Genomic DNA, 24,862 nt, shown 5'->3' with positions numbered 1-24,862 from the left:
AATCTAAGTTAAGTTTAAGCGCCTTACCCCTAAAGGTTAAGCGCTTAATTGATATGGTATTACAGGTTAATGATTTACGCAAGCTATTTTTGTAAGCGTTTTTATAAATATGATACAGAAAAAATATTCAAGTGTTCGAAGATGCACTAAACCTCTTCATTGGAACACTTCAAGAATTACTAAGAACAGGTCTAAAAATGTGGGGAATATATCAAGAGGTCGGGATACATACTCATATCATCTGAAATCTCTGTATATATTCATGATCCATATGCCTATAAATGCAAAAAAAGAAAGAGATGGTATTGACCATCTCTTTCTTTTCAATATGTAAGCGGGTGATGGGAATCGAACCCACGCTATTAGCTTGGAAGGCTAAAGTTCTACCATTGAACTACACCCGCAAATAAAAAAATCGGGATGACACGATTTGAACATGCGACCCCCTGGTCCCAAACCAGGTGCTCTACCAAGCTGAGCTACATCCCGTTATCTATACCGGCGAGAGGACTCGAACCTCCACGGTTTCCCACTCGATTTTGAGTCGAGCGCGTCTGCCATTCCGCCACGCCGGCAAAATATGAAGTTATAATGGCGCGCCCTGAGAGATTCGAACTCCCGGCCTTTTGATTCGTAGTCAAACGCTCTATCCAGCTGAGCTAAGGGCGCAAATATTGGAGCGGAAGACGGGAATCGAACCCGCGACCCTCGCCTTGGCAAGGCGATGCTCTACCGCTGAGCCACTTCCGCAAATAAAGAATGCGCGTGGAGGGACTTGAACCCCCACGTCAAAGACGCTAGATCCTAAGTCTAGTGCGTCTGCCAATTCCGCCACACGCGCATATAATGGTGAGTCATGAAGGGCTCGAACCTTCGACACCCTGATTAAAAGTCAGGTGCTCTACCAACTGAGCTAATGACTCATAGAAAAACTGGTGGAGGATGATGGATTCGAACCACCGAACCCGTACGGGAGCAGATTTACAGTCTGATGCGTTTGGCCACTTCGCTAATCCTCCAGGATTACATGGTGCCGGCGAGAGGACTTGAACCCCCAACCTACTGATTACAAGTCAGTTGCTCTACCAGTTGAGCTACACCGGCGTATTACATGGTGTGAAAAATGGTGGCTCGGGACGGAATCGAACCGCCGACACGAGGATTTTCAGTCCTCTGCTCTACCGACTGAGCTACCGAGCCTCATAAAATTAAAATGGCGGAACCGACGGGATACTCTCACTTCGTTCGAGACTGCGAAGCTTATGCTCTCGAAGTGAATGCTCCGACGAACCCAAAAACGGATTCTCATCCCTGAAGCATATATAAAATGGCGGAACCGACGGGATTCGAACCCGCGATCTCCTGCGTGACAGGCAGGCATGTTAGGCCAACTACACCACGGTTCCATAATACTTTCTCAAGGAAAGTGAATTGCGGGGGCAGGATTTGAACCTGCGGCCTTCGGGTTATGAGCCCGACGAGCTACCGGGCTGCTCCACCCCGCGTCGTTAAAAGATAATATGGTGGAGGCTGAGGGGATCGAACCCCCGACCCTCTGCTTGTAAGGCAGATGCTCTCCCAGCTGAGCTAAGCCTCCATAATATGACCCGTAGGGGATACTCTCACTTCGTTCGAGACTGCGAAGCAGTTGCTCACGAGGTATATCCTCCGACGAACCTTTGGGATTCTCATCCCTTGTTAAAGCAATAGGTATTGCTATGACCCGTAGGGGATTCGAACCCCTGTTACCTCCGTGAAAGGGAGGTGTCTTAACCCCTTGACCAACGGGCCTTAATGGCTCCCCGAACAGGACTCGAACCTGTGACAACTCGATTAACAGTCGAGTGCTCTACCAACTGAGCTATCAGGGAATGGTGGAGCCAAGCGGGATCGAACCGCTGACCTCCTGCTTGCAAGGCAGGCGCTCTCCCAGCTGAGCTATGGCCCCATACTCTGGTTTGTTTCTTGTAGTGGTCTTGCTATGGGCCCTGGTGGACTCGAACCACCGGCCTCACCCTTATCAGAGGTGCGCTCTAACCAACTGAGCTAAGGGCCCTTATCAATTTTCGAAAAAAAATACCCCAGTGGGGTTTCGCTTGGCGGCGTCCTACTCTCCCAGGACCCTGCGGTCCAAGTACCATCGGCGCTAGAGGGCTTAACGGTCGTGTTCGGGATGGGTACGTGTGGAACCCCTCCGCCATCGCCACCAAACGCATAGCTTACATTTCAGAGTTGTTGTTCTCTGAAAACTAGATTCGAAACGAAAGTATGCGAATTAGACTTGCTATTGGATAAGCCCTCGACCGATTAGTACTGGTCAGCTCCATGCATTGCTGCACTTCCACCCCCAGCCTATCTACCTCGTCGTCTTCAAGGGGTCTTACATACTGGGAAATCTCATCTTGAGGGGGGCTTCACGCTTAGATGCTTTCAGCGTTTATCCCGTCCGTACATAGCTACCCAGCGGTGCTCCTGGCGGAACAACTGGTACACCAGCGGTACGTCCATCCCGGTCCTCTCGTACTAAGGACAGCTCCTCTCAAATTTCCTACGCCCACGACAGATAGGGACCGAACTGTCTCACGACGTTCTGAACCCAGCTCGCGTACCGCTTTAATGGGCGAACAGCCCAACCCTTGGGACCTACTTCAGCCCCAGGATGCGATGAGCCGACATCGAGGTGCCAAACCTCCCCGTCGATGTGGACTCTTGGGGGAGATAAGCCTGTTATCCCCAGGGTAGCTTTTATCCGTTGAGCGATGGCCCTTCCATGCGGTACCACCGGATCACTAAGCCCGACTTTCGTCCCTGCTCGACTTGTAGGTCTCGCAGTCAAGCTCCCTTATGCCTTTGCACTCTTCGAATGATTTCCAACCATTCTGAGGGAACCTTTGGGCGCCTCCGTTACTCTTTAGGAGGCGACCGCCCCAGTCAAACTGCCCACCTGACACTGTCCCCGCACCGGATTACGGTACCAGGTTAGAACCTAGATACGATCAGGGTGGTATCCCAACGTTGCCTCCACGCAAGCTGGCGCTCACGCTTCAAAGGCTCCCACCTATCCTGTACAGATCGTACCCAAATTCAATATCAAGCTGCAGTAAAGCTCCATGGGGTCTTTCCGTCTTGTCGCGGGTAACCTGCATCTTCACAGGTATTAAAATTTCACCGGATCTCTCGTTGAGACAGCGCCCAAGTCGTTACGCCATTCGTGCGGGTCAGAATTTACCTGACAAGGAATTTCGCTACCTTAGGACCGTTATAGTTACGGCCGCCGTTTACTGGGGCTTCGGTTCACAGCTTCGGATTGCTCCTAACCACTCCCCTTAACCTTCCAGCACCGGGCAGGCGTCAGCCCGTATACTTCGCCTTACGGCTTCGCACAGACCTGTGTTTTTGCTAAACAGTCGCTTGGGCCTTTTCACTGCGGCCCCCTCGTGCTATTCACACTACCGGGGCACCCCTTCTCCCGAAGTTACGGGGTCATTTTGCCGAGTTCCTTAACGAGAGTTCTTCCGCGCGCCTTAGAATACTCTTCTCGCCTACCTGTGTCGGTTTGCGGTACGGGCACCTTCACCTGGCTAGAGGCTTTTCTTGGCAGTGTGAGATCATGACCTTCGCTACTACAATTTTCGCTCCCCATCACAGCTCAGCCTTAATGATGTGCGGATTTGCCTACACATCAGCCTTACTGCTTAGACGGACATCCATCAGTCCGCGTCACTACCCTACTGCGTCCCCCCATTGCTCATAACGGCTTACGGTGGTACAGGAATTTCGACCTGTTGTCCTTCGACTACGCCTTTCGGCCTCGCCTTAGGTCCCGACTTACCCTGAGCGGACGAGCCTTCCTCAGGAACCCTTAGGCTTTCGGCGGATCAGATTCTCACTGATCTTTTCGTTACTCATACCGGCATTCTCACTTGTATAATGTCCAGCGCTCCTTACGGTACACCTTCAACCCTTATACAACGCTCCCCTACCCCTGATGCAAGCATCAAGCCATAGCTTCGGTGGTGTGTTTAGCCCCGTTACATTTTCGGCGCAGAGTCACTCGACCAGTGAGCTATTACGCACTCTTTCAATGGTGGCTGCTTCTAAGCCAACATCCTGGTTGTCTGTGCAACTCCACATCCTTTCCCACTTAACACACACTTGGGGACCTTAGCTGATGGTCTGGGCTGTTTCCCTTTTGACAATGGATCTTAGCACTCACTGTCTGACTCCCGGAAGTAAGTCTATGGCATTCGGAGTTTGACTGAGCTTGGTAACCCTTGCGGGCCCCGCACCCAATCAGTGCTCTACCTCCACGACTCTGTTTTCCGAGGCTAGCCCTAAAGCTATTTCGGGGAGAACCAGCTATCTCCGAGTTCGATTGGAATTTCTCCGCTACCCCCACCTCATCCCCGCACTTTTCAACGTGCGTGGGTTCGGGCCTCCAGTGCGTGTTACCGCACCTTCACCCTGGACAGGGGTAGATCACCCGGTTTCGGGTCTACGTCCACGTACTAATTCGCCCTATTCAGACTCGCTTTCGCTGCGGCTCCGGCTCTTCACCTTAACCTTGCACGGGAACGTAACTCGCCGGTTCATTCTACAAAAGGCACGCCATCACCCCTAAAACGGGCTCTGACTTTTTGTAAGCACACGGTTTCAGGTTCTATTTCACTCCCCTTCCGGGGTGCTTTTCACCTTTCCCTCACGGTACTGCTTCACTATCGGTCGCTAGGAAGTATTTAGCCTTGGCAGATGGTCCTGCCGGATTCATACGGGGTTTCACGTGCCCCGCACTACTCGGGATCCGTCTCGGAGAGAATCAACTTTCAATTACAGGGCTTTTACCTTCTTTGGCGGGCCTTTCCAGACCTCTTCGTTTAACTGACTCCTTTGTAACTCCATGTGAGACGTCCCACAACCCCAAAGAGCAAGCTCTCTGGTTTGGGCTTCTCCGCGTTCGCTCGCCGCTACTGACGGAATCACTATTGTTTTCTCTTCCTCAGGGTACTTAGATGTTTCAGTTCCCCTGGTATGCCTCTGCATAACCTATGTATTCAGTTATGAGTAACTGGAAATTACCCCAGCTGGGTTTCCCCATTCGGACACCCCCGGATCAAAGCTTGCTTACAGCTCCCCGAGGCAGTTTCGTTGTTCGCCACGTCCTTCATCGGCTCCTAGCGCCTAGGCATCCTCCGTGTGCTCTTAGTAGCTTAACCAAATTGCTCCGGTTTCGATTGCTCGCTTCCCTTGTTTTGGACTGCGTCCAAAGCCAAAAGTCGCTCCCACTCGATACCATCGCAACAGCAATTAACTACCGTTTTTATTGAAACTTGTTATGCACAAGTTCAGCTAAAAAGGAATGTTCTAACTCGCGTTTGTTTCGTTTCGATATCTAGTTTTCAAAGAACAAGCTCCATGCAAAAGCAAGCTGTTTGAGAGTTTGAGCTCTCAAAACTGAGCAACGAGTGAGTAACTAGCCGACCTGGCTAGATTTTGTATTTGAATGTTTCCGCTCGGGAAACGATTCTCCATAGAAAGGAGGTGATCCAGCCGCACCTTCCGATACGGCTACCTTGTTACGACTTCACCCCAATCATCTATCCCACCTTCGGCGGCTGGCTCCTTGCGGTTACCCCACCGACTTCGGGTGTTATAAACTCTCGTGGTGTGACGGGCGGTGTGTACAAGACCCGGGAACGTATTCACCGCGGCATGCTGATCCGCGATTACTAGCAATTCCGACTTCATGCAGGCGAGTTGCAGCCTGCAATCCGAACTGAGACCGGCTTTTTAGGATTCGTTCCACCTCGCGGCTTCACAGCCCGTTGTACCGGCCATTGTAGTACGTGTGTAGCCCAGGTCATAAGGGGCATGATGATTTGACGTCATCCCCACCTTCCTCCGGTTTGTCACCGGCAGTCACCTTAGAGTGCCCACCCGAAGTGCTGGCAACTAAGATCAAGGGTTGCGCTCGTTGCGGGACTTAACCCAACATCTCACGACACGAGCTGACGACAACCATGCACCACCTGTCTCCTCTGTCCCGAAGGAAAGGTACATCTCTGTACCGGTCAGAGGGATGTCAAGACCTGGTAAGGTTCTTCGCGTTGCTTCGAATTAAACCACATACTCCACTGCTTGTGCGGGTCCCCGTCAATTCCTTTGAGTTTCAGTCTTGCGACCGTACTCCCCAGGCGGAGTGCTTAATGTGTTAACTTCGGCACCAAGGGTATCGAAACCCCTAACACCTAGCACTCATCGTTTACGGCGTGGACTACCAGGGTATCTAATCCTGTTTGCTCCCCACGCTTTCGCGCCTCAGCGTCAGTTACAGCCCAGAGAGTCGCCTTCGCCACTGGTGTTCCTCCACATATCTACGCATTTCACCGCTACACGTGGAATTCCACTCTCCTCTTCTGCACTCAAGTCACCCAGTTTCCAGTGCGATCCGGGGTTGAGCCCCGGGATTAAACACCAGACTTAAATGACCGCCTGCGCGCGCTTTACGCCCAATAATTCCGGACAACGCTTGCCCCCTACGTATTACCGCGGCTGCTGGCACGTAGTTAGCCGGGGCTTTCTTCTCAGGTACCGTCACCTTGAGAGCAGTTACTCTCCCAAGCGTTCTTCCCTGGCAACAGAGCTTTACGATCCGAAAACCTTCATCACTCACGCGGCATTGCTCCGTCAGGCTTTCGCCCATTGCGGAAGATTCCCTACTGCTGCCTCCCGTAGGAGTCTGGGCCGTGTCTCAGTCCCAGTGTGGCCGATCACCCTCTCAGGTCGGCTACGCATCGTCGCCTTGGTGAGCCGTTACCCCACCAACTAGCTAATGCGCCGCAGGCCCATCCCCAAGTGACAGATTGCTCCGTCTTTCCAGTTTCCTTCAGGCGAAGAAAACAACTATTCGGTATTAGCTACCGTTTCCGGTAGTTGTCCCAAACTTGAGGGCAGGTTGCCTACGTGTTACTCACCCGTCCGCCGCTAAGTATCAAAGAAGCAAGCTTCTTATCAACTCCGCTCGACTTGCATGTATTAGGCATGCCGCCAGCGTTCGTCCTGAGCCAGGATCAAACTCTCCAATAAAGTATTGAAAAGAGCGATAAGCTCATTTTGAATCTGACGAGATTAAAAATCTCAATTGTGCTCCAGTCAATTCAAGCCAAGGCTTGTTTCAACTTTCGCGTTCATTCTGCAAGCAGAATGTTTACTCACTCGTTGTTCAGTTTTCAAAGATCAAACTTGTTTCGTTACCGAGCGTCGTTCTCCTCAGCAACTTTTATATCATAACACTTCCGAACCAACTTAGCAAGCCTTTTTTTCAAGTTTCTTTCGAAGCTTATTTGATTTGCCTGCGACACTTTGTTTCTCGTGTTTTTTTTGGCCGGAAATAGAATATATCATATACACAACACAATTACTACTTGTAAAATATCCCATCAGCAAACGAATGGTTTAACCTAATTCAATCTTTTATTAATCTCTTTTTCCTATGGCAATATCCTCTTACTATATCCTATATACGCTCACCGGTCGAATCTCTCTCAATATAGGTTATGATCTAATCAACCAGCATCATTACATTCGTTATATAAAATACGAAACACAATATCTCTATTCTATAACACTGCTATCTATTATGTGGATACCGAATCTAATAATTGAACTCCATGAGTTGTATATAAGATAGAATTGTGATCTTCACTTTTTTACTATTAGTCTTTGAACCTGCCCATCACTATCGTGTCGTGATACTTTCCATTAACGTGTCGCCGATCCTTTTTCAAAATACCTTCGATCTCGAAGCCACTCTTTTGGTATAACTCAATTGCCTTTTCGTTGGATGCCACTACGTTTAACGTCATCTTCTCTACCCCTGTCTGGTCTGCCCATTCAATCGACTGTGCTAACAAGTTCTTGCCAATCCCATGTCCCCAGTACGCTTTGGCTACACACACGCCGAACTCAACCTTATGCCAAAAGCGCTTCAACTCTCTGCCTTCACATCGGGAATACCCCACAATTTCGCCCGCTACTACAGCAACAAGGAACAGATTCCGTGACTTATCAGTATCCAAATGGATGATCCGCCTAAACCCGGCTGCGTCGATATACGCTTCGCCCTCTTCCCGATCCATGTTCTCGGTTTCCCCGTCCATTTGTACACGAAGTGAAGACAAGGCCTCAGCATCTGTTTCCTCTGCGGATCGAATTGAGTAAGATAAGCCTTTAATGTAATATTCCTGTTGATCGATAATCATAAGAACCATTCCGCCTCTTCACTTTGTTAAAATACTTTACCCTTATGGCTCTACTCCACCTCAGACGGACTCTTGCCCGTAAGCATTTTGAATACCTGGCTGAAATACGTCGCATTACGGAAACCCGTCATCTCGCTCACCTCATATACCATGTAATGTCCCGACTGCAACAGTTCCAGCGCCCTCTGAATTCGGTACCCGTTCAAATAACTCACGAAATTCTCACCTGTCACCCTTTTGAACAGTTGACTCAGATACTTCGGGTGTACGAATAGTCCCTTGGCTATCGCTTCAAAACTAATCTCTTCAGCGTAATGAAGCTCCACATACTGTTTCACCTGCTCGATGAGTTTATTGCTTTTTTTCTCGCCCATCTCCTTGCGTATCTGTTCAAGCCAGTTGCAGATAATACGGTCCATCCAGCTTACCAGATCATGCAACGCATACTTCGATTGAATTTCACGTAAAAAATCACTCATCGCCAGCGGTGGCGTTAACATGGGATGAAGTCGGTTCCAGCTATGAATCAACGTGTCAAACAGACTGACGGCCACCACCTGTACATCCTGTATCCCAACACAGTTACCCTCTTTCAGCAAAAGGTGAATGTCCTGCCATAGCTCTTCCGCCAGATCAGGTCGAATATCCGCCCAAGCCTCATTCCATTGACGAAGCAATAATGAATAATCAGTCACACTTGCTTCTGTATCCTCAGATGCCTCGTAGTGGTAGATACGACTTCCACCCTGAAATTCTGCTGTTTCCACTGCCTCTCTGCTCTCGAGATAAGAATCTATTGCCTCACATGGGTGACTTTTGGATCTTCCGATTCCAGCACTCACTTCAATTTTCAGATACGTAAAGATCTGATCAATCATCCGCTCTATGAGTGGCAGGCATTCCTCCAATATATCTTTATCACCTAATAGAAGTAACACAAATACCTGATCCGAATAATCAACAATCTCTACCTGACCATTCATGCGCGCTGCCTGATCCTTCACCGTCTCCTGAATAATATCAGCCGCCCCATAGCGGAGAAGCTGCCAATCTCGTTCTTTCATCCGTGTCAAAAATACGGGGCGATTCAGCTGCAGACTAATCGCGCGTGTCTGTGAGGACATATGAATGCCTATATAGTCCATGCGTTCTTTAGGCAGTTCATCTGCCCGATATCGCGTAGTCAGCAATTCGTGAAGAAACTGTTTGCGCAAATACGGAAGTACCCGTCCAACCTCCTGCTTATACGTCCGCTCCAGCCGCTCATGCCGCTCTCGCACATCTTGTTCCAGTAGTACCTCTCGCAGCACAGACTCAATCTCCTCAACCTCAGCCGGCTTCAGCAAAAAGTGATTCACCCCCCAGCGCATGGCTGCCCTGGCGTTCTCGAATTCGTCATATCCACTAAGAATGATAATCGGCAGGTAGGGATGATCACGTCGCAACGTCTGGGTGATCTCAAGCCCCGTCATCCCCGGTAGATAGACGTCAGTCATAACGACATCGGGATTCATACGGTGGAACAGTTCCAGCGCATCCAAGCCATTGGAAGCCGTACCCGCAATGCTGAGGCCCAGTGAAGACCAATCGATATGATCAGTTAATGCCTTTACAATATGAGGATCGTCATCAACAAGCATAATGGTCTTCATCATTTTTCACCGTCCAGCCATAGATTTAATTGCTCGTCGGTCTCAATACGCGGCAGCGTAATGGTCACTTCCACGCCACCTGAATCTCTATTGCTCAGTTGAACGCCATACCTCTTTCCACAATACAACTGAATCCGTTGATGCACATTCCGTACACCGATGCCACATGTCTCTTCGAGTTCCCATCCCTCCGGCAAACCTTGTCCATTATCCGTAATACGAATGACGATATCCTCATGCGGGCCAACCTCTTCGTGCATATACACTTGAATTCGAAGTGTACCCTCTTCAGGGTGCCCGTGCATAACAGCGTTTTCGATAAAGGGCTGCAAAATGATCTTCGGAATGTAACAACCGCGAATACGTGGATCGATCTGCTCCTGATAATGAATGGAGAACGGTAACCGCTCTGACTGTATATTAACGTAGCAACGGGCATGCTCCAACTCATCTCGAACCCGAATAAACAATCTTCCTCCACTCAGTCCAATCCGTAACAGCTTGCTAAGCTGCACAATCATGCGGCTGATATCCTTGGCTTCATAATCGAGTGCGCGCCAGTGGATCATGTCGAGGGTGTTGTATAAAAAATGGGGTTTGATCTGGGCCTCAAGCAAGCCCGTTTGGGCTTCACGCTTGGCCCGGCTCTCCTCCTTCACCTGTTCCATCAGCGTTGTGAGTTGTGAAGCCATATGATTAAAGCCATAAGCCAAGTGGGCATATTCCTCCGTGAACGAAAGGTGCACCCGGGTATCGAAGTCCCCTTTCTCCAGTTGCCTCATTCGCTTGATCAATTGTCTCAGAGGGCGGATGATCTGCCTTACAAACAAGTACGCAAGAACAGCCGAGCATAATAGTCCCAGCACGGCGATGCCGAGGATCTGCCAGCCCGCCTGTCTGACCGGAGATAGCAGTGTGTACACCGGAATAGTCTGTACGAGGCGCCACTGGAGCATGGCTGGTCTGGAGTAGAGTACCAATTGCGCACCTCCGGATTGGCCGGAAACGACTTCATATCCGTCTGCGCCAGGCTGGACATGCTCCTGAATCCATGCACTATCTATAATAGAAGAAGATGCGTTTACGGCATCATCCATTTCTGGAGCTGTACTCACTTCATTACTCCTATTCGATCGTTCCTGTTCGTCCAATGCATCACCTTCAGCATGATCGGATTGTACATTCTCCCCTGCTGGATCAGCTTTCCCCATCTCCATTACGACATTACCCGCCGTATCTACCAACAAGACTTTTCCATCAAGCACCATGGGTACATCAGCGAACCTGCGTACGATGTCCGCTCTACTCAGTCGAATGAGCACATAGGCAACCGTTCCGCCATGACTGTCGAAAATCCGCTGGGCGTATCCGACCAGAGATTGGCCCGATTCGTTCTCACGCAGCGGTACCCAAGCCGCATCAGCCTTTTCCAGCGTTGCAAACCAAGAGTCGTGTGCGATGGTGTCCACCGGAAATATGCGATCAGCCATAGTCACTGTCACTTCATTAAAGACATCCGTATACAGTTCAATGGAAGTAATGCCGTCACTCACGACCATGGTATGATCCAGGATTCGAGAGACCTCTCTCCGCTGGTGAATCTGTGCAAGTCTGCCCGTATCGGCCGTTTCAAGCAGATGGGACAGTTCCCGATTGCTTGCCAAACCATAGGCGGTTCCTGTTACCCCTGTAATGAAATCAAATCCCCGACGTGTGCTCTCGTTCAGAAGAGCCAGACGTGCTTTGCTAATCTCGGCAAATGTGACCGCGGAGAAAGACTGATATGCCAACCAGACAACAACCGAGACGAGCAACAGGTTAAACGCAATAAAGCAAGTCACCATCAACGTGGAGAGCTTGCTTTGTTGCAGCTTTTGATTAATGAATGAAGACCATCTGCCTTTCCCCATGGAAAAATCAACTCGTTTCGTCTTGGAATTACCCTTTGAGCCCAGAGGTCGCGATTCCTTCCACGAAGTACTTTTGACACACGATAAATACAATGAAACATGGCACCAACGACAACACCGACATGGCAAACATCGGACCCCAATCGGATTGAGAACTCGAATCAAGGAACAGACGCAGACCTAGCGGCACGGTGTATTTGCTAACGTCACTCAAGTAGATCAACTGACTGAAGAAATCGTCCCATGTCCACAAGAACGTAAAGATCATCGTGGTAACCAGTGCTGGAAACGCAAGTGGAATGATGATTTTGGTGTAAATTTTCACAGGACCGCAACCATCAATGGTAGCCGCCTCATCCAACTCTTTGGGCAATCCCCGGAAGAACTGTACCATGAGAAAAATGAAAAAGGCGTCGGTCGCGAGCCATTTTGGCACCACAAGCGGCAGATACGTATTCACCCACTCCAGGTGGTTGAAGAGAATATACTGCGGGATCAGCGTTACATGATGGGGCAGCATAATCGTCATGAGCATCAGGCCGAAACAGATGGCTTTGAAGCGAAAATTCAGTCGGGCGAAGGCATATGCCGCCATAGAGCAGGAGATGACATTGCCCAGCACGGCACCAAGTGACAGGATGACAGAGTTGGTCAGGAAACGGGAAAACGGATTGCCCTGAATTCCAGACCAGCCATTCATGTAATTTTGCCAATTCCATTCCTGTGGCCAGAACCAGGTCTCTGTAAAGATCATATGTCCCGGTTTGAATGAACTGCCCAACATCCAGAGGATCGGGTAGAGCATGACAAAGGCGATGCCTGAGATCAACACATGTTTGCTGACGACCCATGCTTTAGAGTTTCGTTGTCCAATCATGATTTCCCACCATCCTCATAGTGCACCCACAGCTTGCTGCTGCAGAATACGAGCAATGTAAATACGCCAATCAGGATGACCAGCACCCAAGCCATCGCGGAAGCATAGCCCATCTGAAAGAAAGAGAATCCTTTTTTGTACAGATACAGAGAGTACATTAAGGTTGAATTCACTGGTCCTCCGCTACCATTACTGATAACAAAAGCCTGTGTGAACGATTGAAAGGACGTAATCAGTTGCATCACGAGATTGAAAAAAATGACGGGTGACAGAATCGGCAACGTGATATAGAAGAATCTCCGCAGAGGACCTGCTCCATCTACCGCTGAGGCTTCATCATATTCAGGTGGAATCTGCTTCAAGCCTGCCAGGAAAATAATCATGGATGATCCAAACTGCCATACCGATAAAAGCACGATGGAGTACAGGGCATACTTCGGATTAGCAACCCAATCGGGCGCCTTAATGCCCACCATGGCAAGCACACTATTGAGCAGCCCGTCACCGCCCAGCATTTTACGCCACAGCATTGCAATCGCAACGCTGCCTCCAAGCAATGTCGGAATGTAATACACGGTCCGGTAAATACCAAGTCCTCGAATCCCTTTATTGAGCAGCATGGCTACCAGCAGTGCAAAGATCAACTTGACCGGCACCGATACAGCGACATACGTGAAGGTGACTTTGAGCGACTGGGTAAACAGTTTATCCGATGTAAACATCGTGGTGTAGTTATCCAGACCGACCCAAGAAGGGGCGGCCAGGATACTGTAATCGGTGAATGAGATGTATAACGATACCAACATTGGACCCAAGGTGAGAAATAACAATCCCACAAGCCATGGGGCGAGGAACAGAAGCGCGGCTCCATTATGCGCATATCTCCGTTTGACCCGCCGGGTAGCTATACGCTCGATTCGGGCTTGACTGACCTGTGATGTGTTCATCTTCGCAACCTCCCCGCAGTATTAGAAGTCTGAGACAGTTCCAATCGTTATTGACTTGATCCAAGTGTAGCCTTGGCTCCTTCAATAAACTGGGCAATGACATCTGGAGTATCGCCTTGACCGAAGGCAATCTGCTCGCTTGCGCTCTTGAAACTTGTGTCCACTTCAGCAAATCCTTGCGGGTATGGTGGGTCAATCTCACTGGAATGCTTCGATACGGTGTCGATGAATTGGAAAATGACTTGCTCCGCTTCTGGCAGCGTTGGCTGCATCTGCTCACGAATGCTTGAGTTAACCGGCACACCACGTTCAGAACCAAGAATAGCGGTTGCTTCTGGATCATTGACCATGAAATCAATGAACATGGCAACTTCCTTCGGATGTTTGGTTTTGCCATAACCAGAGAGGAACTGGCCTGGTTTCAGGTATTCGCCAATTTGCTGCTCGTTGACACCATGCGGGAGTACTTGTATCCCAAGCTTATGATCCTGGTTTTTGTTCACCTGCTGGAATGTCAGCAATTGATTGGACCATGCAAAATCCATGGCAGCTGTACCCAGTGAGATCGGGCGGGTCTCCAGTGCATTGGTTGTGGATGCCGTGATCTCCGCTGTGGTCACTCCACCATTCTCGCGCAGTGCACCCCACATATCGAACCACTGCTGGAGCTCCTCGCTGGTAGCGGTCATTGTGCCACCGTCGAACAAACCTTTTCCGGATTGTCGGATAAATACTTCAAACATGTTGGTTGTGCCGGAAATGTCTGCAGATCCATAGAACCCATCACCTTTGGCTGCGGCAATCTTGGTTGCAATATCCCCAAAATCCTTCCATGTCCAGCTCTCTTGCGGTTCTTCAATCCCTAATTCCTGAAATACGGTGGCGTCATAGATGACACCTGGTGCGTTTACTCCGAGGGTAATTGCATATAATTTATCGTCAATGGATCCGGCTGTAATCATGCTCTGATCATGATCCTCTGTTCGCAGCTCTTTGCTCTCTGCAAATGGGGTCAGATCAAGCAAGGCACCACGCCGGGCAAAGTCAGTCAGAAATGCGTAATCCATCTGGATGATATCCGGTGCATTTGAACCGGCTACCTGTGTCGTTAATTTGTCAAAATAACCATCCCAACCGGAGTATTCAGGTTTAATGGTGATTCCCGGATGTTTCTCTTCAAATAGTTGAATGACTTTGGTCGTCAGATCATGTCTGGTCTGTGATCCCCACCAGGTCATGCGCAGTTCAATCTTGCCTGAAGAGTCTCCTTCACTTTCACTTGCTTCGCCAGAAGAAGCTGGCTTATCCGTGGCTCCTCCCGAACAGGCTGTAGCGAACAATAACAGGGACAGGCAGAACAGGGTTACCCACTTTTTCGTGATCATCATGAATGAATTTCCTCCCCTTTTCACTTCTGTGGAATCGCTTACAAAACCTATTGTATCGGTCCATTGCTGGACATGACATAAACAAAAGTAAGCTTTCCTGTCAAAAAAGTAAGGAGTTGAAAGAATCACAAACCACCGGGAATAACATTCCCGGCGGTCGTGTTCCCGTCTCAGATATGGTGTGTCAGGAATGTGAGACTGCAGGTGAAGACACCATGTGTTCGGCCAGATGTTTCTTCATTTTGGCCACCTCGGTTCCTGCCAGCATCATAATGCCTATTCCGTGATTGTCATTGGTGACGGTACGCAAGTCCTGATCGTAATACTCTGCCGTAAATGCATATCGTGATCCACTGCACACGCCATGGACATTACCTTGACGATCAATCGCTTTACAGATGAGTCCCTTCCAAGCCCGCTCGGCGGCTGTGACGTAAACTTCAGGGTCTTTGAACCAGCCAAAGCGCACACCTCTCGCAAAACCATAGGCAAACATCGCCGTACAGGAGGCTTCTTCATACGTCTGCGGATCATTCAATACCTGATGCCACAACCCACTTTCCCCTTGAAGTGCCGCATACCCTTCACACAGCTCGTTGAAAAAATTAATCAAAGCCGGGCGTTCGGGATGCTCTGTTGGCAAAGCCTCCAGTACTTCCGTCAAGGAAAACAGTGTCCAGCCATTTCCCCGTCCCCATGGAATCTGCGTGGCCTGTCCGTATTTGAAATCATACACATGGGACATGATCTTGAACTCAGGCATGAACAGATACTTCCGATACAGTGAAAATTGTCTGGCGGCTTCATCCAATGCGGCGGAGTTGCCTGTCACCCGTGCATAACGAACGAGAAACGGCGTGCTCATATATAGATCATCTGCCCACATGGTATTCTCAGCATACTCCCCTACACATGTGCGATAAAATGCCCCATCCTCCTGCCGTTCCAGGCGGGAGAGCATAAAATCTGCAATCCGTTCAGCAATCGGAAGAAACGTTGGTTCATGACACTCTGAATACGCTTCCAGCATGGCCGAACCAAAAGAACCACAGTTATCCAGCATTTTCAGCATGACCAATTGTTGATTGACTGCCGGGAAACCATACTGCTCCCGATCCCATAATGAGTACTCATACATCTGGGTACATGCCTGCACATGCTCCGCCGCATAACGTGTAATGTCCGGTCTCTGCAAATAACGCCCAGTTCGTAATAGACCATATACAGTGACACCTAATGGATAATCCCAGCGACCATAATTGGTCACACTACCCACAGTCCATTTGTTGCTTAACATGGCGTTTTCATAATAAGGTCTAATCCAGGCATCCGGTCGATCCAAACGCCAATATGTCTGTTCTTGCCCCGTTTGGTACACTCGGTCTGTTCGGGTAAGATCCTGCACATCCGGTTCAATCTCCGACTCAAAGGGACCGACATATAACCAGGACTCTCCGGAAGCACCGTGGACACGCTGAGGAAGTTCCAATGAAAGTGGCTTACCCGAAACGGTTGCATTCAAATTAAAATGCCACGGTCCTGCCGCATCATTGCATTCACTTCGGACGAGCAGGTCACTCCGCCCAAAAGAGGCTGCTACCTCCACCTCAAACGGACCTGCCTCCTTCACTTGTGCCACAGGTTTGCCGCTAATCCATATGCTTAAAGAACCGGAGGATTGACCTGACAATCGTACCTGACTCCCGGTTGAATCGGTATTGTTCAGATGCGTCCAAGCATACACATGCCGTCCAGGGAGATGTCCGTATATTCGTTCGAGAGCCGGCTTGGTTATCTCTTCATTAGACCAGCCTGTCTCAGGCAGCCACTTCAAACTGTAATCTGCTTCTTTTCCAAGCAGGTCTGGTTGCTTACTCGCAGCAAGGTTTGGTTGGGAGAACACCCAACCCGCTTGTCCCTGTCTCTCATGAAACGGCGCAAATACGTTCAGAATACGCACTTTACCTTCATCTGAGCCAAACTGGCAACCGAAGCCGGCAGGGGTATTTTTCATTTCCAGCCAAATGGTGTTCCAACCGGGCTTGATATCGATGCTGAGCTTCACCGTTGCATCAGGACTGATCTCATCCATTACGGTAGAGCGATAAACCAACTGCTCATTAAAATAAAAGCGAACAGGTCCATAACAGCGAACCAACACATCCAGATTCCGGTCCTCGTCCCCCCAGACCAGCGCAGCTGCGTAAGATATATGATCTTTGGGAGCGCCAGGAAAGCGTTTACCTAAATTCAGATCATAAAGCCCTTTCTCATTTTGCAAAATACCAGACTTCTGGAATACCCGATATACAAAATCAGCCTGCGCATTGGCCCCAATATACCTCTCGGCCAGCACCTTCAGCACCTGATCCTGATCTTCTCCAAATCGGTAATACATGCTCTGCGGTTCGCTGAAATAGGTCGTCATTGATCGCACACATCCCTCTCACATTGAAATAAAATCTTATCCGAAATAAAACGTCCAACCGGGCGGCTCAGACCCATATTCTGCTGTGGCAGGATCTGTAGATATAGCGCTTAACCTTTGTAAGGAACGCCCTTGCCCTGAACGTTAATATATTCTATTTTACTCAGGCACCAATTAATAATCCCAGTATAACTGACATGTTCTATGGTGGCTACAGATTTTTGTTTACGCTTACAAATAAATTCGAAGCGCTACTTTATGTCTCGCCCGTTGAACTTATATTTGAACATTCGTTTAAAAAAACAGAAACCGTTACCGATATAGATAGTAGGTCGAAAAATTCCACTTTTTGTATCGGGAAGGAAAGATGCACATTGAATACTCTTGAATCTCTGGTAAATGCTATGCCTTTTGTTAGCCAAATGTTCCGTGATGACATATCCATATCCATTAATGATCATGAGAAAGTTTTGTATTTTTCCGAAGCAAAAAGTCTGGAGATTGGCGTGAAGGTCGGAGATGAGCTGCATGACGATTACAAAGATTTCAAAATGCTCACCAACAAGGATACGCGTACCGTGGCACGCATGCCTGGTGATCTGCAAGGCAGACCTTTTGACGCCATCCTTATTCCCATCAAGGAAAACGATCAGGTCGTGGGCATATTGGGTGTGAACTACGCATTGGATAGTCATATGACACTGGAGACGCTGATCCGTGAAAATGAAACAACTATTCATGCGCTTGTCGGTGGCATTCAGCAGATTGCGGCACATTCGGAAGAACTCTCTGCAACCTCAGAGGAGATTCTGCGCAACTCCAAAAAAGCTTCAGAGAACTCAGTTAGTGTGTCTAAAGTAACAAACGTCATTCGTGAAGTATCGGAACAAACCAATCTGCTTGGACTGAACGCCATGATCGAGGCAGCTCGTGTGGGCGATCAGGGAGCCGGATTCGGTGTGGTTGCCAGTGAAGTACGCAAACTGTCCGATCATACGAAACAAGCAGCGGCTGATATCGAAACCTCTCTCGGTAGTGTACAGGATTCCATGAAACATATGGAGCAGGAGATCGGTCAAATTACAACCGCAACAGTAGATCAAGCCAAGCTCGTTAGCGAGTTTATGGAAAGCATTGAACAGCTTAGCGAGACAAGCGAGAATCTGAAAAAGTTCGTACATCAGATGCTGGCGTTAGAATAGTAGGCCAGTTCCGCAACAAAATGAAGAACAACCATACTACATGTACATAGGAAATGATGTTTGAATGCAACAAAGCCTCCGGCTACACTTCCCTTAACAGGAAGTCAGCGGAGGCTTTGTTTCTTTAATTGAGAGGATATCCCATTTATAGCCACATGGCTGTTAGATCTCTACAGCAACACCAAAATGGTCGGACACGACCGGCCCGTTTTTACCGTTCAAAACCACAGTTGAAGATTTGGCCTGAATGGGACGATTGGAGAAAATATAGTCGATCCGAAGATCGCGTTTGTTATCTGCCCAGCCGGCAATGGCCTTCACCACGGTTGCTCCTTCATCCTTTTGCAATGCTGTGGTGTACAGGTCGTTCCAGCCTTTGCTCATCATATAGTCATAGCCTTCTCCACGCACTTCCGCGACATTGTTGAAATCACCCATTATATATAACGGCTGATCCATGTAGGGGGCAAGCTTGCTCTCTGTCAACTCCCACTGTCCCTTGAACGGTTCCTGCGCATCATCCCACCAGTTATAGTGTCCGTTCACAAACCAGGTTGCTTCACCTTGGACGACCGTCTGGATTCCCACAATCTTACGGGTCCGGTAATTGTTATAATCCCGCATGTGGGAAACGTATTCTCCAAAAGCCTGTGTGATCGGCGTCCGGCTAAGGATCGCCAGTCCTTCATCGTATTTTTGGAACCCGACATGTGCGGGAATCCACGTCCAGTAATATTGCTCTGTCAGCTGCTGAAGCAGGACGTAGGCGTAGTTGTCTTTTTTAATCACAGCATCCGATTCAGTCGCATAATACCGCTTCAGTTCTTCTTCAGAAAGCGCCGCTTCCTGCATGGACTGGTTAACCTCCTGCATGGAGATTACATCAAATTGATGTGTATTTATAAAATCAGCCAGCTGACTGATCTTGTTCAGTTGATCCTCTTCCGCCCAAGCGTGTGTGTTTAACGTCAGTATTTTCATATGCTCTCTCCTGTTGTTTGTAATAGGACCGTTTCCCCGGCCTGCATCGTTCCTGAAAGGAATACATACGATAAGCATACACAATATGAGGCAATCATGCATGCCACTCGCTCACGGCACCTGCGTATTCATCCAAATTCATGTTTGTCCAAAAAGAACTTCATATTCTTATAACCCATGCACGGATTGGCTCATAACTGATATGATGGATACAACGATTTTACAACATCACGTCATCGGCGTGGTGATTACTGAACCTATGTTTACCCCAGGAGATGGAATGATGAACATACCGAATAACATGAGGATGGCTGATGCGCAGTGGCAACAGTTGATCAGGCAGGTTGCAGAGCATTTTAATAACCTGACGATCATGCGCGGATTCCAATATTATAAACAGAAACGTGTCGGACCATTAACCTATTCCGAACAACAAAGGATCTCGGCCGTTGTACAAGGATCGGAAGAATATGAGGTCACCCTGAGCATGCAATCCCTGTCTACCAGTCATTGTACCTGCCCGGTGAGATCCGTATGCAAACATATGACGGCAGTCTTGATGAGTTATGCCGAGCAACTGGAGCGACCTGTACATGCGATTGTGAATGCACACTCCAGTACTGCGCTCAAACAAACGACCAAACCCGTCGGGGCCATGTCCGCAGGACGATCCAGCTACGCCGAAGCTGATGAACAACAGGATATGGACATTCAGGACAACCAATACAGTCAGATCAAGGAGCGTGCAACAGAGCTTGCCGATCTCGAAATCTCGGAATGGCATGAGCTATTCCACTCCTGTCTGAGACGGCTGGGTACCGGCACAGCAAGCACATCCTACGTGCAGGAAGCAACGGACGAGTTATATGCCATTAAGCCAAGGCTGACCGCGGCGATGGACCAACTTTTTGAACTACATGTGCAGCTGCACCTCATCCGATTCTGCGTACCGCCGGCTCGTAACTCGATTACGCATACCCCCGTGTACATGATCTACCCTGCCCAGCTCGCGGTGGATGCACTTTTGAAAGACATTGAACGGATCTTTAGCCATCCGCTAGACTTGTCCGGTCTAAAGGGAAACAAGCTTGAGCAACTTTGGAACAGATTGTCTGAAACCTCAGCCTATTTACGCAAACAGATGATGCCTGAGACAGCAAGCATGATGTTCTTCACTCCGATCTATCGGCAACTGTGGTTGAACTGGATCGTACCTGAGCCTCAAGGGTCACGGGACATGTTAGTGTCGGAACAGGCCATCTTAAATGATATAGAGCGCAATTTAACAGCGACTTCGGCACCTTCCCAATCAGGTGAAAGTGTCTTGGGTGGTGGCGCTCCAAGTAATGGAGGTAGTAACGATAGACCACGTAGAGCCTTAACACTGCCCTTACCTCTGGTGCTCGCGCAGAGTTGGATACACTTCCATCTGGGGCAGGATGATCAGGCTTGGCAACGACTCGTCCATGGAAGCTCCGCCTATGGCATCCCGCCAGAACATCTGTTGCATTTTCTCCACGTGCTCACAGATGCAGCTGAATGGAAGCGGCTCGGAGATTGGTTGGTACAACTTGGTCCCCTGCTGGCGAATCGGCGTAACACGCCTTTGAATGATTACATGCATCTGTGGGACACGGCCATTCAACATCTGCCGGATACAGAGAACCGCATGTGGGACACACTTGTCAGCATGCTCCCCCACTCTCGCCCAGCCTATGAGGATGCCATGCATTCTCGTGGTCAGTGGCGCAGGTGGATTGATTTTCAGCTAAGTACAGGGACGGAACCTCTCGAATTCCGCGTAGCGGTGCTGCAACCGATTGAAAAAGATGCACCTGAACTGCTGCTGCCCTTCTATCATCAGGCGGTGGAGCGTTATATCGGACATAAGAACAGGGACGGATACAAGGCCGCGGTGAAGCTGCTGAAACGCCTGTCCAAAATCTATAAAAAGTTGAAGCAAGAAGCGCACTGGGAGCAATTCATCACCACACTCGCCGTTCGTAACAGTCGGCTGCGCGCCCTGCAGGAAGAGCTTCGGAAAGGTAAACTGATCTCATGAGCTTAATTCATCCATACACTGAAACGATTGAGGTTCACGTCGCTTTAACCGGATATGGCGATGCTTTGTTTTACGGAGCGCTCAACACACACCACTTTGTATCGGGACAGTCGCTTAAGCAGCGATTGTTCGCTTGGCATGCACCTTCCTTCTACGGCACCGAACTGGAAGTTCGGCAGATCGAGGAGATTGAGCTGGTTGTTCTGCCTGCAGAAGAAGTCATTCCCTTCTTTGCCGAGATGCACACGCTGCTTCATATTGAATGGAAATGGGATGAGCAAGCGGAACATCTGATTCGACTGGCTCCGGCATTCGCAGCATCTGTTGAGAAACGTAAATACGTACCCAGCTTTGAGGCCTATCGCGCAGGACAACTTCAGTGGACCTGGGACCCGGACAGCTTGAAAAAGCAGGATCGGGCATCGCTTACCAAAGCGATTCAACAGACGGACGAGAGCTACGCGGAAGGGCTAGGGGCGGCTTACTCTGCCTTCGTTTTCCAGCGCTGGTACAGTTCGGAGGAAGCTGCGACCGATCTGCGGCGTGAATTTCCGCAGTTGTTCCCAGAGCGCGGTACTCTACCCAAGACAGCCGGAATGGACGCTCAGTCCTGGCTTGTATCCATTGGCTGGAAAGCGGATGCCGCACCATTCAGACCTATGCTGCAATTGCAGGAGCCGGACGAGGATGAGCCAGCTTGGCGGCTGCGACTGGTGTTGCAGAACAAGCTGGATGCCGCCATCTTGGTGCCCGTCATGCTGGATTCACGCGGCAGACTTGAAGGCGAATGGCCAGAGGTATGGACACCGTTCATTCTGGATCGCTCCGCCGGATGGCTGGATCAGCTTCGCGCACATTTGCCACGTCTTGCAAGCTCCATTAGCGGCAGACGGGATGTGCTGAGTGATCCTTTGGGAGATCAGGAAGCCTGGCAGTTCCTTACACAGGATAGCGGCAGGTTGCTGGCAGCGGGTTGGCAAGTCCTGCTCCCGGGTTGGTGGGAAGCAGCCCGGAAGAAGAAGCCTAAGCTGCGCGCCAAGGTGAAGCCAGAGGAAGGCAGTGAGCGGGGACAGTCCTTCTTCGGACTGGACTCAATTATTCATTTTGACTGGCGCATTGCGATTGGTGACACGGATCTCAGCGAAGATGAGTTCGCCGATCTTGTGGCCCGTAATGAACGATTGGTTCGCTTCCGTGGAGAATGGGTTCCTCTCGACCCCGACCTGCTGGAACAGATACGTCGTGCCATGGGCGGTGTAGATCGGGAACAAGGACTCTCATTTCAGGATATTCTGCACCTGCATCTGCTGCACAATGAACAGCGGGAATATCGCAACCAGAAATGGAAGGAAGAACAACAAGCCGAGGATGAGCAGCAACCACAGGATGATCAGAACATTCGGCTGGAAGTGGAACTGAATGAGCACCTGAATCAGGTCATTGCACAACTGGGAGGCGGACAAGGCGGTGCGCCTTCCCTGCCCATTCCTACAGGGCTTCATGCCGAGCTGCGATCGTATCAGAAGGAAGGTTTTGCATGGCTTGGTTTCCTGCGCAGATTCGGCCTTGGGGCATGTCTTGCCGATGATATGGGTCTCGGGAAAACCATACAGTTCATTACGTATCTATTACACATCAAAGAACATGAACCACGTAAGCCGGGACAGGCTCCGGCACTTCTGATCTGTCCAACTTCTGTATTGGGCAACTGGCAAAAGGAGATTAGCCGCTTCGCACCCTCCATTCATGTCAGCCTGCATTACGGAGCACGCCGATTAAGCGGGGAAGAATTCCGGGAGCAAACGGAACAAGTGGACATTATCATCACGTCCTTTGCTACGGCTACACTCGATCAGGAAATGTTGCAGACATATACGTGGTCATGCATCTGCCTCGATGAAGCGCAGAATATCAAAAACGCCCAGACCAAACAGTCCTTGGCCGTCCGCAGCTTCCCGGCAAAACACCGCATTGCCATGACAGGCACACCAATCGAGAATCGGTTGTCCGAGCTGTGGTCAATCTATGATTTTACCAATCCAGGATATCTGGGTAGTGCACGGGCATTCCAGACTCGCTTTATCAGTGCCATCGAGAAAGACAAGGATGAGCAGCGGATGCAAGATCTTCAACAGCTCGTGAAACCGTTCATGCTGCGCCGCAAGAAAAAAGATCCGAATATCCAGCTTGATCTGCCGGACAAAAACGAGATGAAGACATACATTCACCTTACGGGTGAGCAGAGTGCATTATACGACCAGTCTGTGCAAGCCCTGATGGATAAAATGAAAGAGCTGGAAGGTATCAAACGCAAAGGTGCGATTCTGTCGGCACTAACTCAGCTTAAACAATTGTGTGACCACCCTCTGCTGCTGACAAAAGAAGCTTTGCCGGAGGAACTGCCCGAGGACGGCACATTAACATCTTCTTATGATGTGTACAGCCAGCAGGATATGGCGATGCTGATCAGCCGTTCCGCGAAGCTGGAACGACTGATGGAGCTTGTCCGTGAATTGCGGGATGAGGGCGAGCGATGCCTGATCTTCACCCAATACATCGGTATGGGACAGATGCTGCAACAGGTACTGCGTCAGGAGTTGCAGGAACCTGTGCTGTATCTGCACGGGGGCACCTCTAAGACTGCAAGGGACCGCATGATTGAGGAATTCCAATCCCGAACACTGCCTGAGGACAAGCAGCCGTCCGTCTTCATTCTGTCCATCAAGGCAGGCGGCGTGGGATTGAATCTGACCGCAGCCAATCATGTCTTCCACTTTGACCGCTGGTGGAACCCGGCTGTGGAGAATCAAGCCACCGACCGGGCTTATCGGATGGGTCAGACCAAAGATGTACAGGTGCATAAGTTCATCTCTCTCGGTACATTGGAGGAGCGGATCGACGAGATGTTGGAGAGCAAACAACAACTTAGCGATAACATCATCACAAGCTCCGAGAACTGGATTACGGAACTGTCGACGGACGAGCTGAAGGATCTGTTCACTCGGCGTCGTGACTGGTCTGGCTAACTTGGCAGAAGATTTATAGTACAGGCCAAACCCGCATTCCAGAGAGATAAAACAAATAAAATACACAAAAAGAGCGAAGTTTCGGAATTAAAATTCCGGCTCCGCTCTTTTTGTATTGTTGCAGTTAATCA

The 24,862-nt window shown here is 49.6% G+C and carries 11 protein-coding genes, 17 tRNA genes and 3 rRNA genes; 3 read left to right on the top strand and 28 right to left on the bottom strand.

Translation table 11 applies throughout. From position 1 onward, the window contains the following. Positions 1-333: 333 nt before the first annotated feature. The 27 genes from MKZ12_RS01515 to MKZ12_RS01385 form a co-directional block, all read right to left on the bottom strand. A tRNA-Gly gene (locus tag MKZ12_RS01515) sits at positions 334-404 on the bottom strand. 11 nt (positions 405-415) lie between these two features. Beyond that, positions 416-489 (bottom strand) — tRNA-Pro (locus MKZ12_RS01510). A gap of 7 nt (positions 490-496) precedes the next feature. Further along, a tRNA-Leu gene (locus MKZ12_RS01505) sits at positions 497-575 on the bottom strand. 17 nt (positions 576-592) lie between these two features. Beyond that, positions 593-669 (bottom strand) — tRNA-Arg (locus tag MKZ12_RS01500). A 6-nt stretch (positions 670-675) separates the two neighbouring features. Beyond that, positions 676-750: transfer RNA gene (locus MKZ12_RS01495), tRNA-Gly, on the bottom strand. A gap of 10 nt (positions 751-760) precedes the next feature. Continuing rightward, a tRNA-Leu gene (locus tag MKZ12_RS01490) sits at positions 761-841 on the bottom strand. A 6-nt stretch (positions 842-847) separates the two neighbouring features. Then, positions 848-923, bottom strand: a tRNA-Lys gene (locus MKZ12_RS01485). A gap of 10 nt (positions 924-933) precedes the next feature. After that, a tRNA-Tyr gene (locus MKZ12_RS01480) sits at positions 934-1,019 on the bottom strand. Positions 1,020-1,028: 9 nt separating this feature from the next. Continuing rightward, positions 1,029-1,104: transfer RNA gene (locus tag MKZ12_RS01475), tRNA-Thr, on the bottom strand. A gap of 20 nt (positions 1,105-1,124) precedes the next feature. Continuing rightward, positions 1,125-1,200: transfer RNA gene (locus MKZ12_RS01470), tRNA-Phe, on the bottom strand. 128 nt (positions 1,201-1,328) lie between these two features. Further along, positions 1,329-1,406 (bottom strand) — tRNA-Asp (locus MKZ12_RS01465). A gap of 25 nt (positions 1,407-1,431) precedes the next feature. Beyond that, a tRNA-Met gene (locus MKZ12_RS01460) sits at positions 1,432-1,505 on the bottom strand. A gap of 16 nt (positions 1,506-1,521) precedes the next feature. Beyond that, positions 1,522-1,597, bottom strand: a tRNA-Val gene (locus tag MKZ12_RS01455). Between the two features lie 122 nt (positions 1,598-1,719). Then, positions 1,720-1,791, bottom strand: a tRNA-Glu gene (locus tag MKZ12_RS01450). 4 nt (positions 1,792-1,795) lie between these two features. Beyond that, a tRNA-Asn gene (locus MKZ12_RS01445) sits at positions 1,796-1,871 on the bottom strand. Position 1,872: 1 nt separating this feature from the next. Continuing rightward, a tRNA-Ala gene (locus tag MKZ12_RS01440) sits at positions 1,873-1,948 on the bottom strand. A gap of 34 nt (positions 1,949-1,982) precedes the next feature. Further along, a tRNA-Ile gene (locus MKZ12_RS01435) sits at positions 1,983-2,056 on the bottom strand. Between the two features lie 38 nt (positions 2,057-2,094). After that, positions 2,095-2,211 (bottom strand): 5S ribosomal RNA (gene rrf / locus MKZ12_RS01430). 76 nt (positions 2,212-2,287) lie between these two features. Beyond that, positions 2,288-5,213 (bottom strand): 23S ribosomal RNA (locus MKZ12_RS01425). 318 nt (positions 5,214-5,531) lie between these two features. Then, positions 5,532-7,083: ribosomal RNA gene (locus tag MKZ12_RS01420) — 16S ribosomal RNA — on the bottom strand. Together the 16S, 23S and 5S rRNA genes with 17 tRNA genes alongside form the textbook arrangement of a ribosomal RNA operon. Positions 7,084-7,712: 629 nt before the next feature. After that, complete coding sequence (locus MKZ12_RS01415) at positions 7,713-8,258, bottom strand: GNAT family N-acetyltransferase (protein ID WP_339258370.1); 546 nt, start codon at positions 8,256-8,258, stop codon at positions 7,713-7,715. A gap of 50 nt (positions 8,259-8,308) precedes the next feature. After that, positions 8,309-9,913 (bottom strand): response regulator, encoded by a 1,605-nt coding sequence (locus tag MKZ12_RS01410; protein WP_339258368.1) that lies wholly within the window; start codon positions 9,911-9,913, stop codon positions 8,309-8,311. Then, positions 9,910-11,820, bottom strand: coding sequence for a sensor histidine kinase (locus MKZ12_RS01405; protein WP_339258366.1), 1,911 nt, complete (start codon positions 11,818-11,820; stop codon positions 9,910-9,912). Before MKZ12_RS01405 ends, MKZ12_RS01410 begins: the two co-directional genes overlap by 4 nt. 28 nt (positions 11,821-11,848) lie before the next feature. After that, positions 11,849-12,697 carry a carbohydrate ABC transporter permease gene (locus MKZ12_RS01400; protein ID WP_339258364.1) on the bottom strand — a complete coding sequence of 283 codons (849 nt, stop codon included), beginning with the start codon at positions 12,695-12,697 and terminating at the stop codon, positions 11,849-11,851. Further along, positions 12,694-13,644: a sugar ABC transporter permease gene (locus MKZ12_RS01395; protein ID WP_339258362.1), complete on the bottom strand. Its 951-nt coding sequence runs from the start codon at positions 13,642-13,644 to the stop codon at positions 12,694-12,696. The genes MKZ12_RS01400 and MKZ12_RS01395 overlap by 4 nt, the downstream gene beginning before the upstream one ends. A gap of 47 nt (positions 13,645-13,691) precedes the next feature. After that, complete coding sequence (locus MKZ12_RS01390; protein ID WP_339239118.1) at positions 13,692-15,032, bottom strand: ABC transporter substrate-binding protein; 1,341 nt, start codon at positions 15,030-15,032, stop codon at positions 13,692-13,694. 184 nt (positions 15,033-15,216) lie between these two features. Next, positions 15,217-17,460, bottom strand: a complete 2,244-nt coding sequence (locus MKZ12_RS01385) for a glycoside hydrolase family 88 protein (RefSeq protein WP_339258360.1) — start codon at positions 17,458-17,460, stop codon at positions 15,217-15,219. A 374-nt stretch (positions 17,461-17,834) separates the two neighbouring features. Between MKZ12_RS01385 and MKZ12_RS01380 the strand changes: the two genes are divergently transcribed. Next, positions 17,835-18,662, top strand: a complete 828-nt coding sequence (locus MKZ12_RS01380) for a methyl-accepting chemotaxis protein (RefSeq protein WP_339239116.1) — start codon at positions 17,835-17,837, stop codon at positions 18,660-18,662. A gap of 162 nt (positions 18,663-18,824) precedes the next feature. On the opposite strand, the gene MKZ12_RS01375 is transcribed toward MKZ12_RS01380, so the two are convergent. Beyond that, a complete protein-coding gene (locus tag MKZ12_RS01375; protein WP_339258358.1) occupies positions 18,825-19,643 on the bottom strand; it encodes an endonuclease/exonuclease/phosphatase family protein in 819 nt (272 codons plus the stop codon). Positions 19,644-19,923: 280 nt separating this feature from the next. Here MKZ12_RS01375 and MKZ12_RS01370 point away from each other — a divergent pair, with 280 nt between their 5' ends. Together MKZ12_RS01370 and MKZ12_RS01365 are read left to right on the top strand one after the other, a co-directional pair. Continuing rightward, positions 19,924-21,705, top strand: coding sequence for an SWIM zinc finger family protein (locus MKZ12_RS01370; protein ID WP_339258356.1), 1,782 nt, complete (start codon positions 19,924-19,926; stop codon positions 21,703-21,705). A gap of 5 nt (positions 21,706-21,710) precedes the next feature. Beyond that, entirely contained in the window at positions 21,711-24,731 is a 3,021-nt protein-coding gene (locus MKZ12_RS01365; protein ID WP_339261272.1) for a DEAD/DEAH box helicase, read from the top strand. Positions 24,732-24,862 lie beyond the last annotated feature (131 nt).

It is taken from the genome of Paenibacillus sp. FSL R5-0713, assembly GCF_037973325.1.
In the GTDB taxonomy this organism is placed as follows: domain Bacteria; phylum Bacillota; class Bacilli; order Paenibacillales; family Paenibacillaceae; genus Paenibacillus.
The sequence above is the reverse complement of the archived record's forward strand: the minus strand, read 5'-3'. Positions and strand labels throughout refer to the sequence as shown.

Excerpts from the sequence above, each read along its gene's own strand:
- MKZ12_RS01415 (WP_339258370.1), bottom strand. The coding sequence starts at position 8,258 with ATGATTATCGATCAACAGGAATATTACATTAAAGGCTTATCTTACTCA.
- MKZ12_RS01410 (WP_339258368.1), bottom strand. The coding sequence starts at position 9,913 with ATGATGAAGACCATTATGCTTGTTGATGACGATCCTCATATTGTAAAG.
- MKZ12_RS01405 (WP_339258366.1), bottom strand. The coding sequence starts at position 11,820 with ATGGGGAAAGGCAGATGGTCTTCATTCATTAATCAAAAGCTGCAACAA.
- MKZ12_RS01400 (WP_339258364.1), bottom strand. The coding sequence starts at position 12,697 with ATGATTGGACAACGAAACTCTAAAGCATGGGTCGTCAGCAAACATGTG.
- MKZ12_RS01395 (WP_339258362.1), bottom strand. The coding sequence starts at position 13,644 with ATGAACACATCACAGGTCAGTCAAGCCCGAATCGAGCGTATAGCTACC.
- MKZ12_RS01390 (WP_339239118.1), bottom strand. The coding sequence starts at position 15,032 with ATGATGATCACGAAAAAGTGGGTAACCCTGTTCTGCCTGTCCCTGTTA.
- MKZ12_RS01385 (WP_339258360.1), bottom strand. The coding sequence starts at position 17,460 with ATGACGACCTATTTCAGCGAACCGCAGAGCATGTATTACCGATTTGGA.
- MKZ12_RS01375 (WP_339258358.1), bottom strand. The coding sequence starts at position 19,643 with ATGAAAATACTGACGTTAAACACACACGCTTGGGCGGAAGAGGATCAA.
- MKZ12_RS01370 (WP_339258356.1), top strand. The coding sequence starts at position 19,924 with ATGATGAACATACCGAATAACATGAGGATGGCTGATGCGCAGTGGCAA.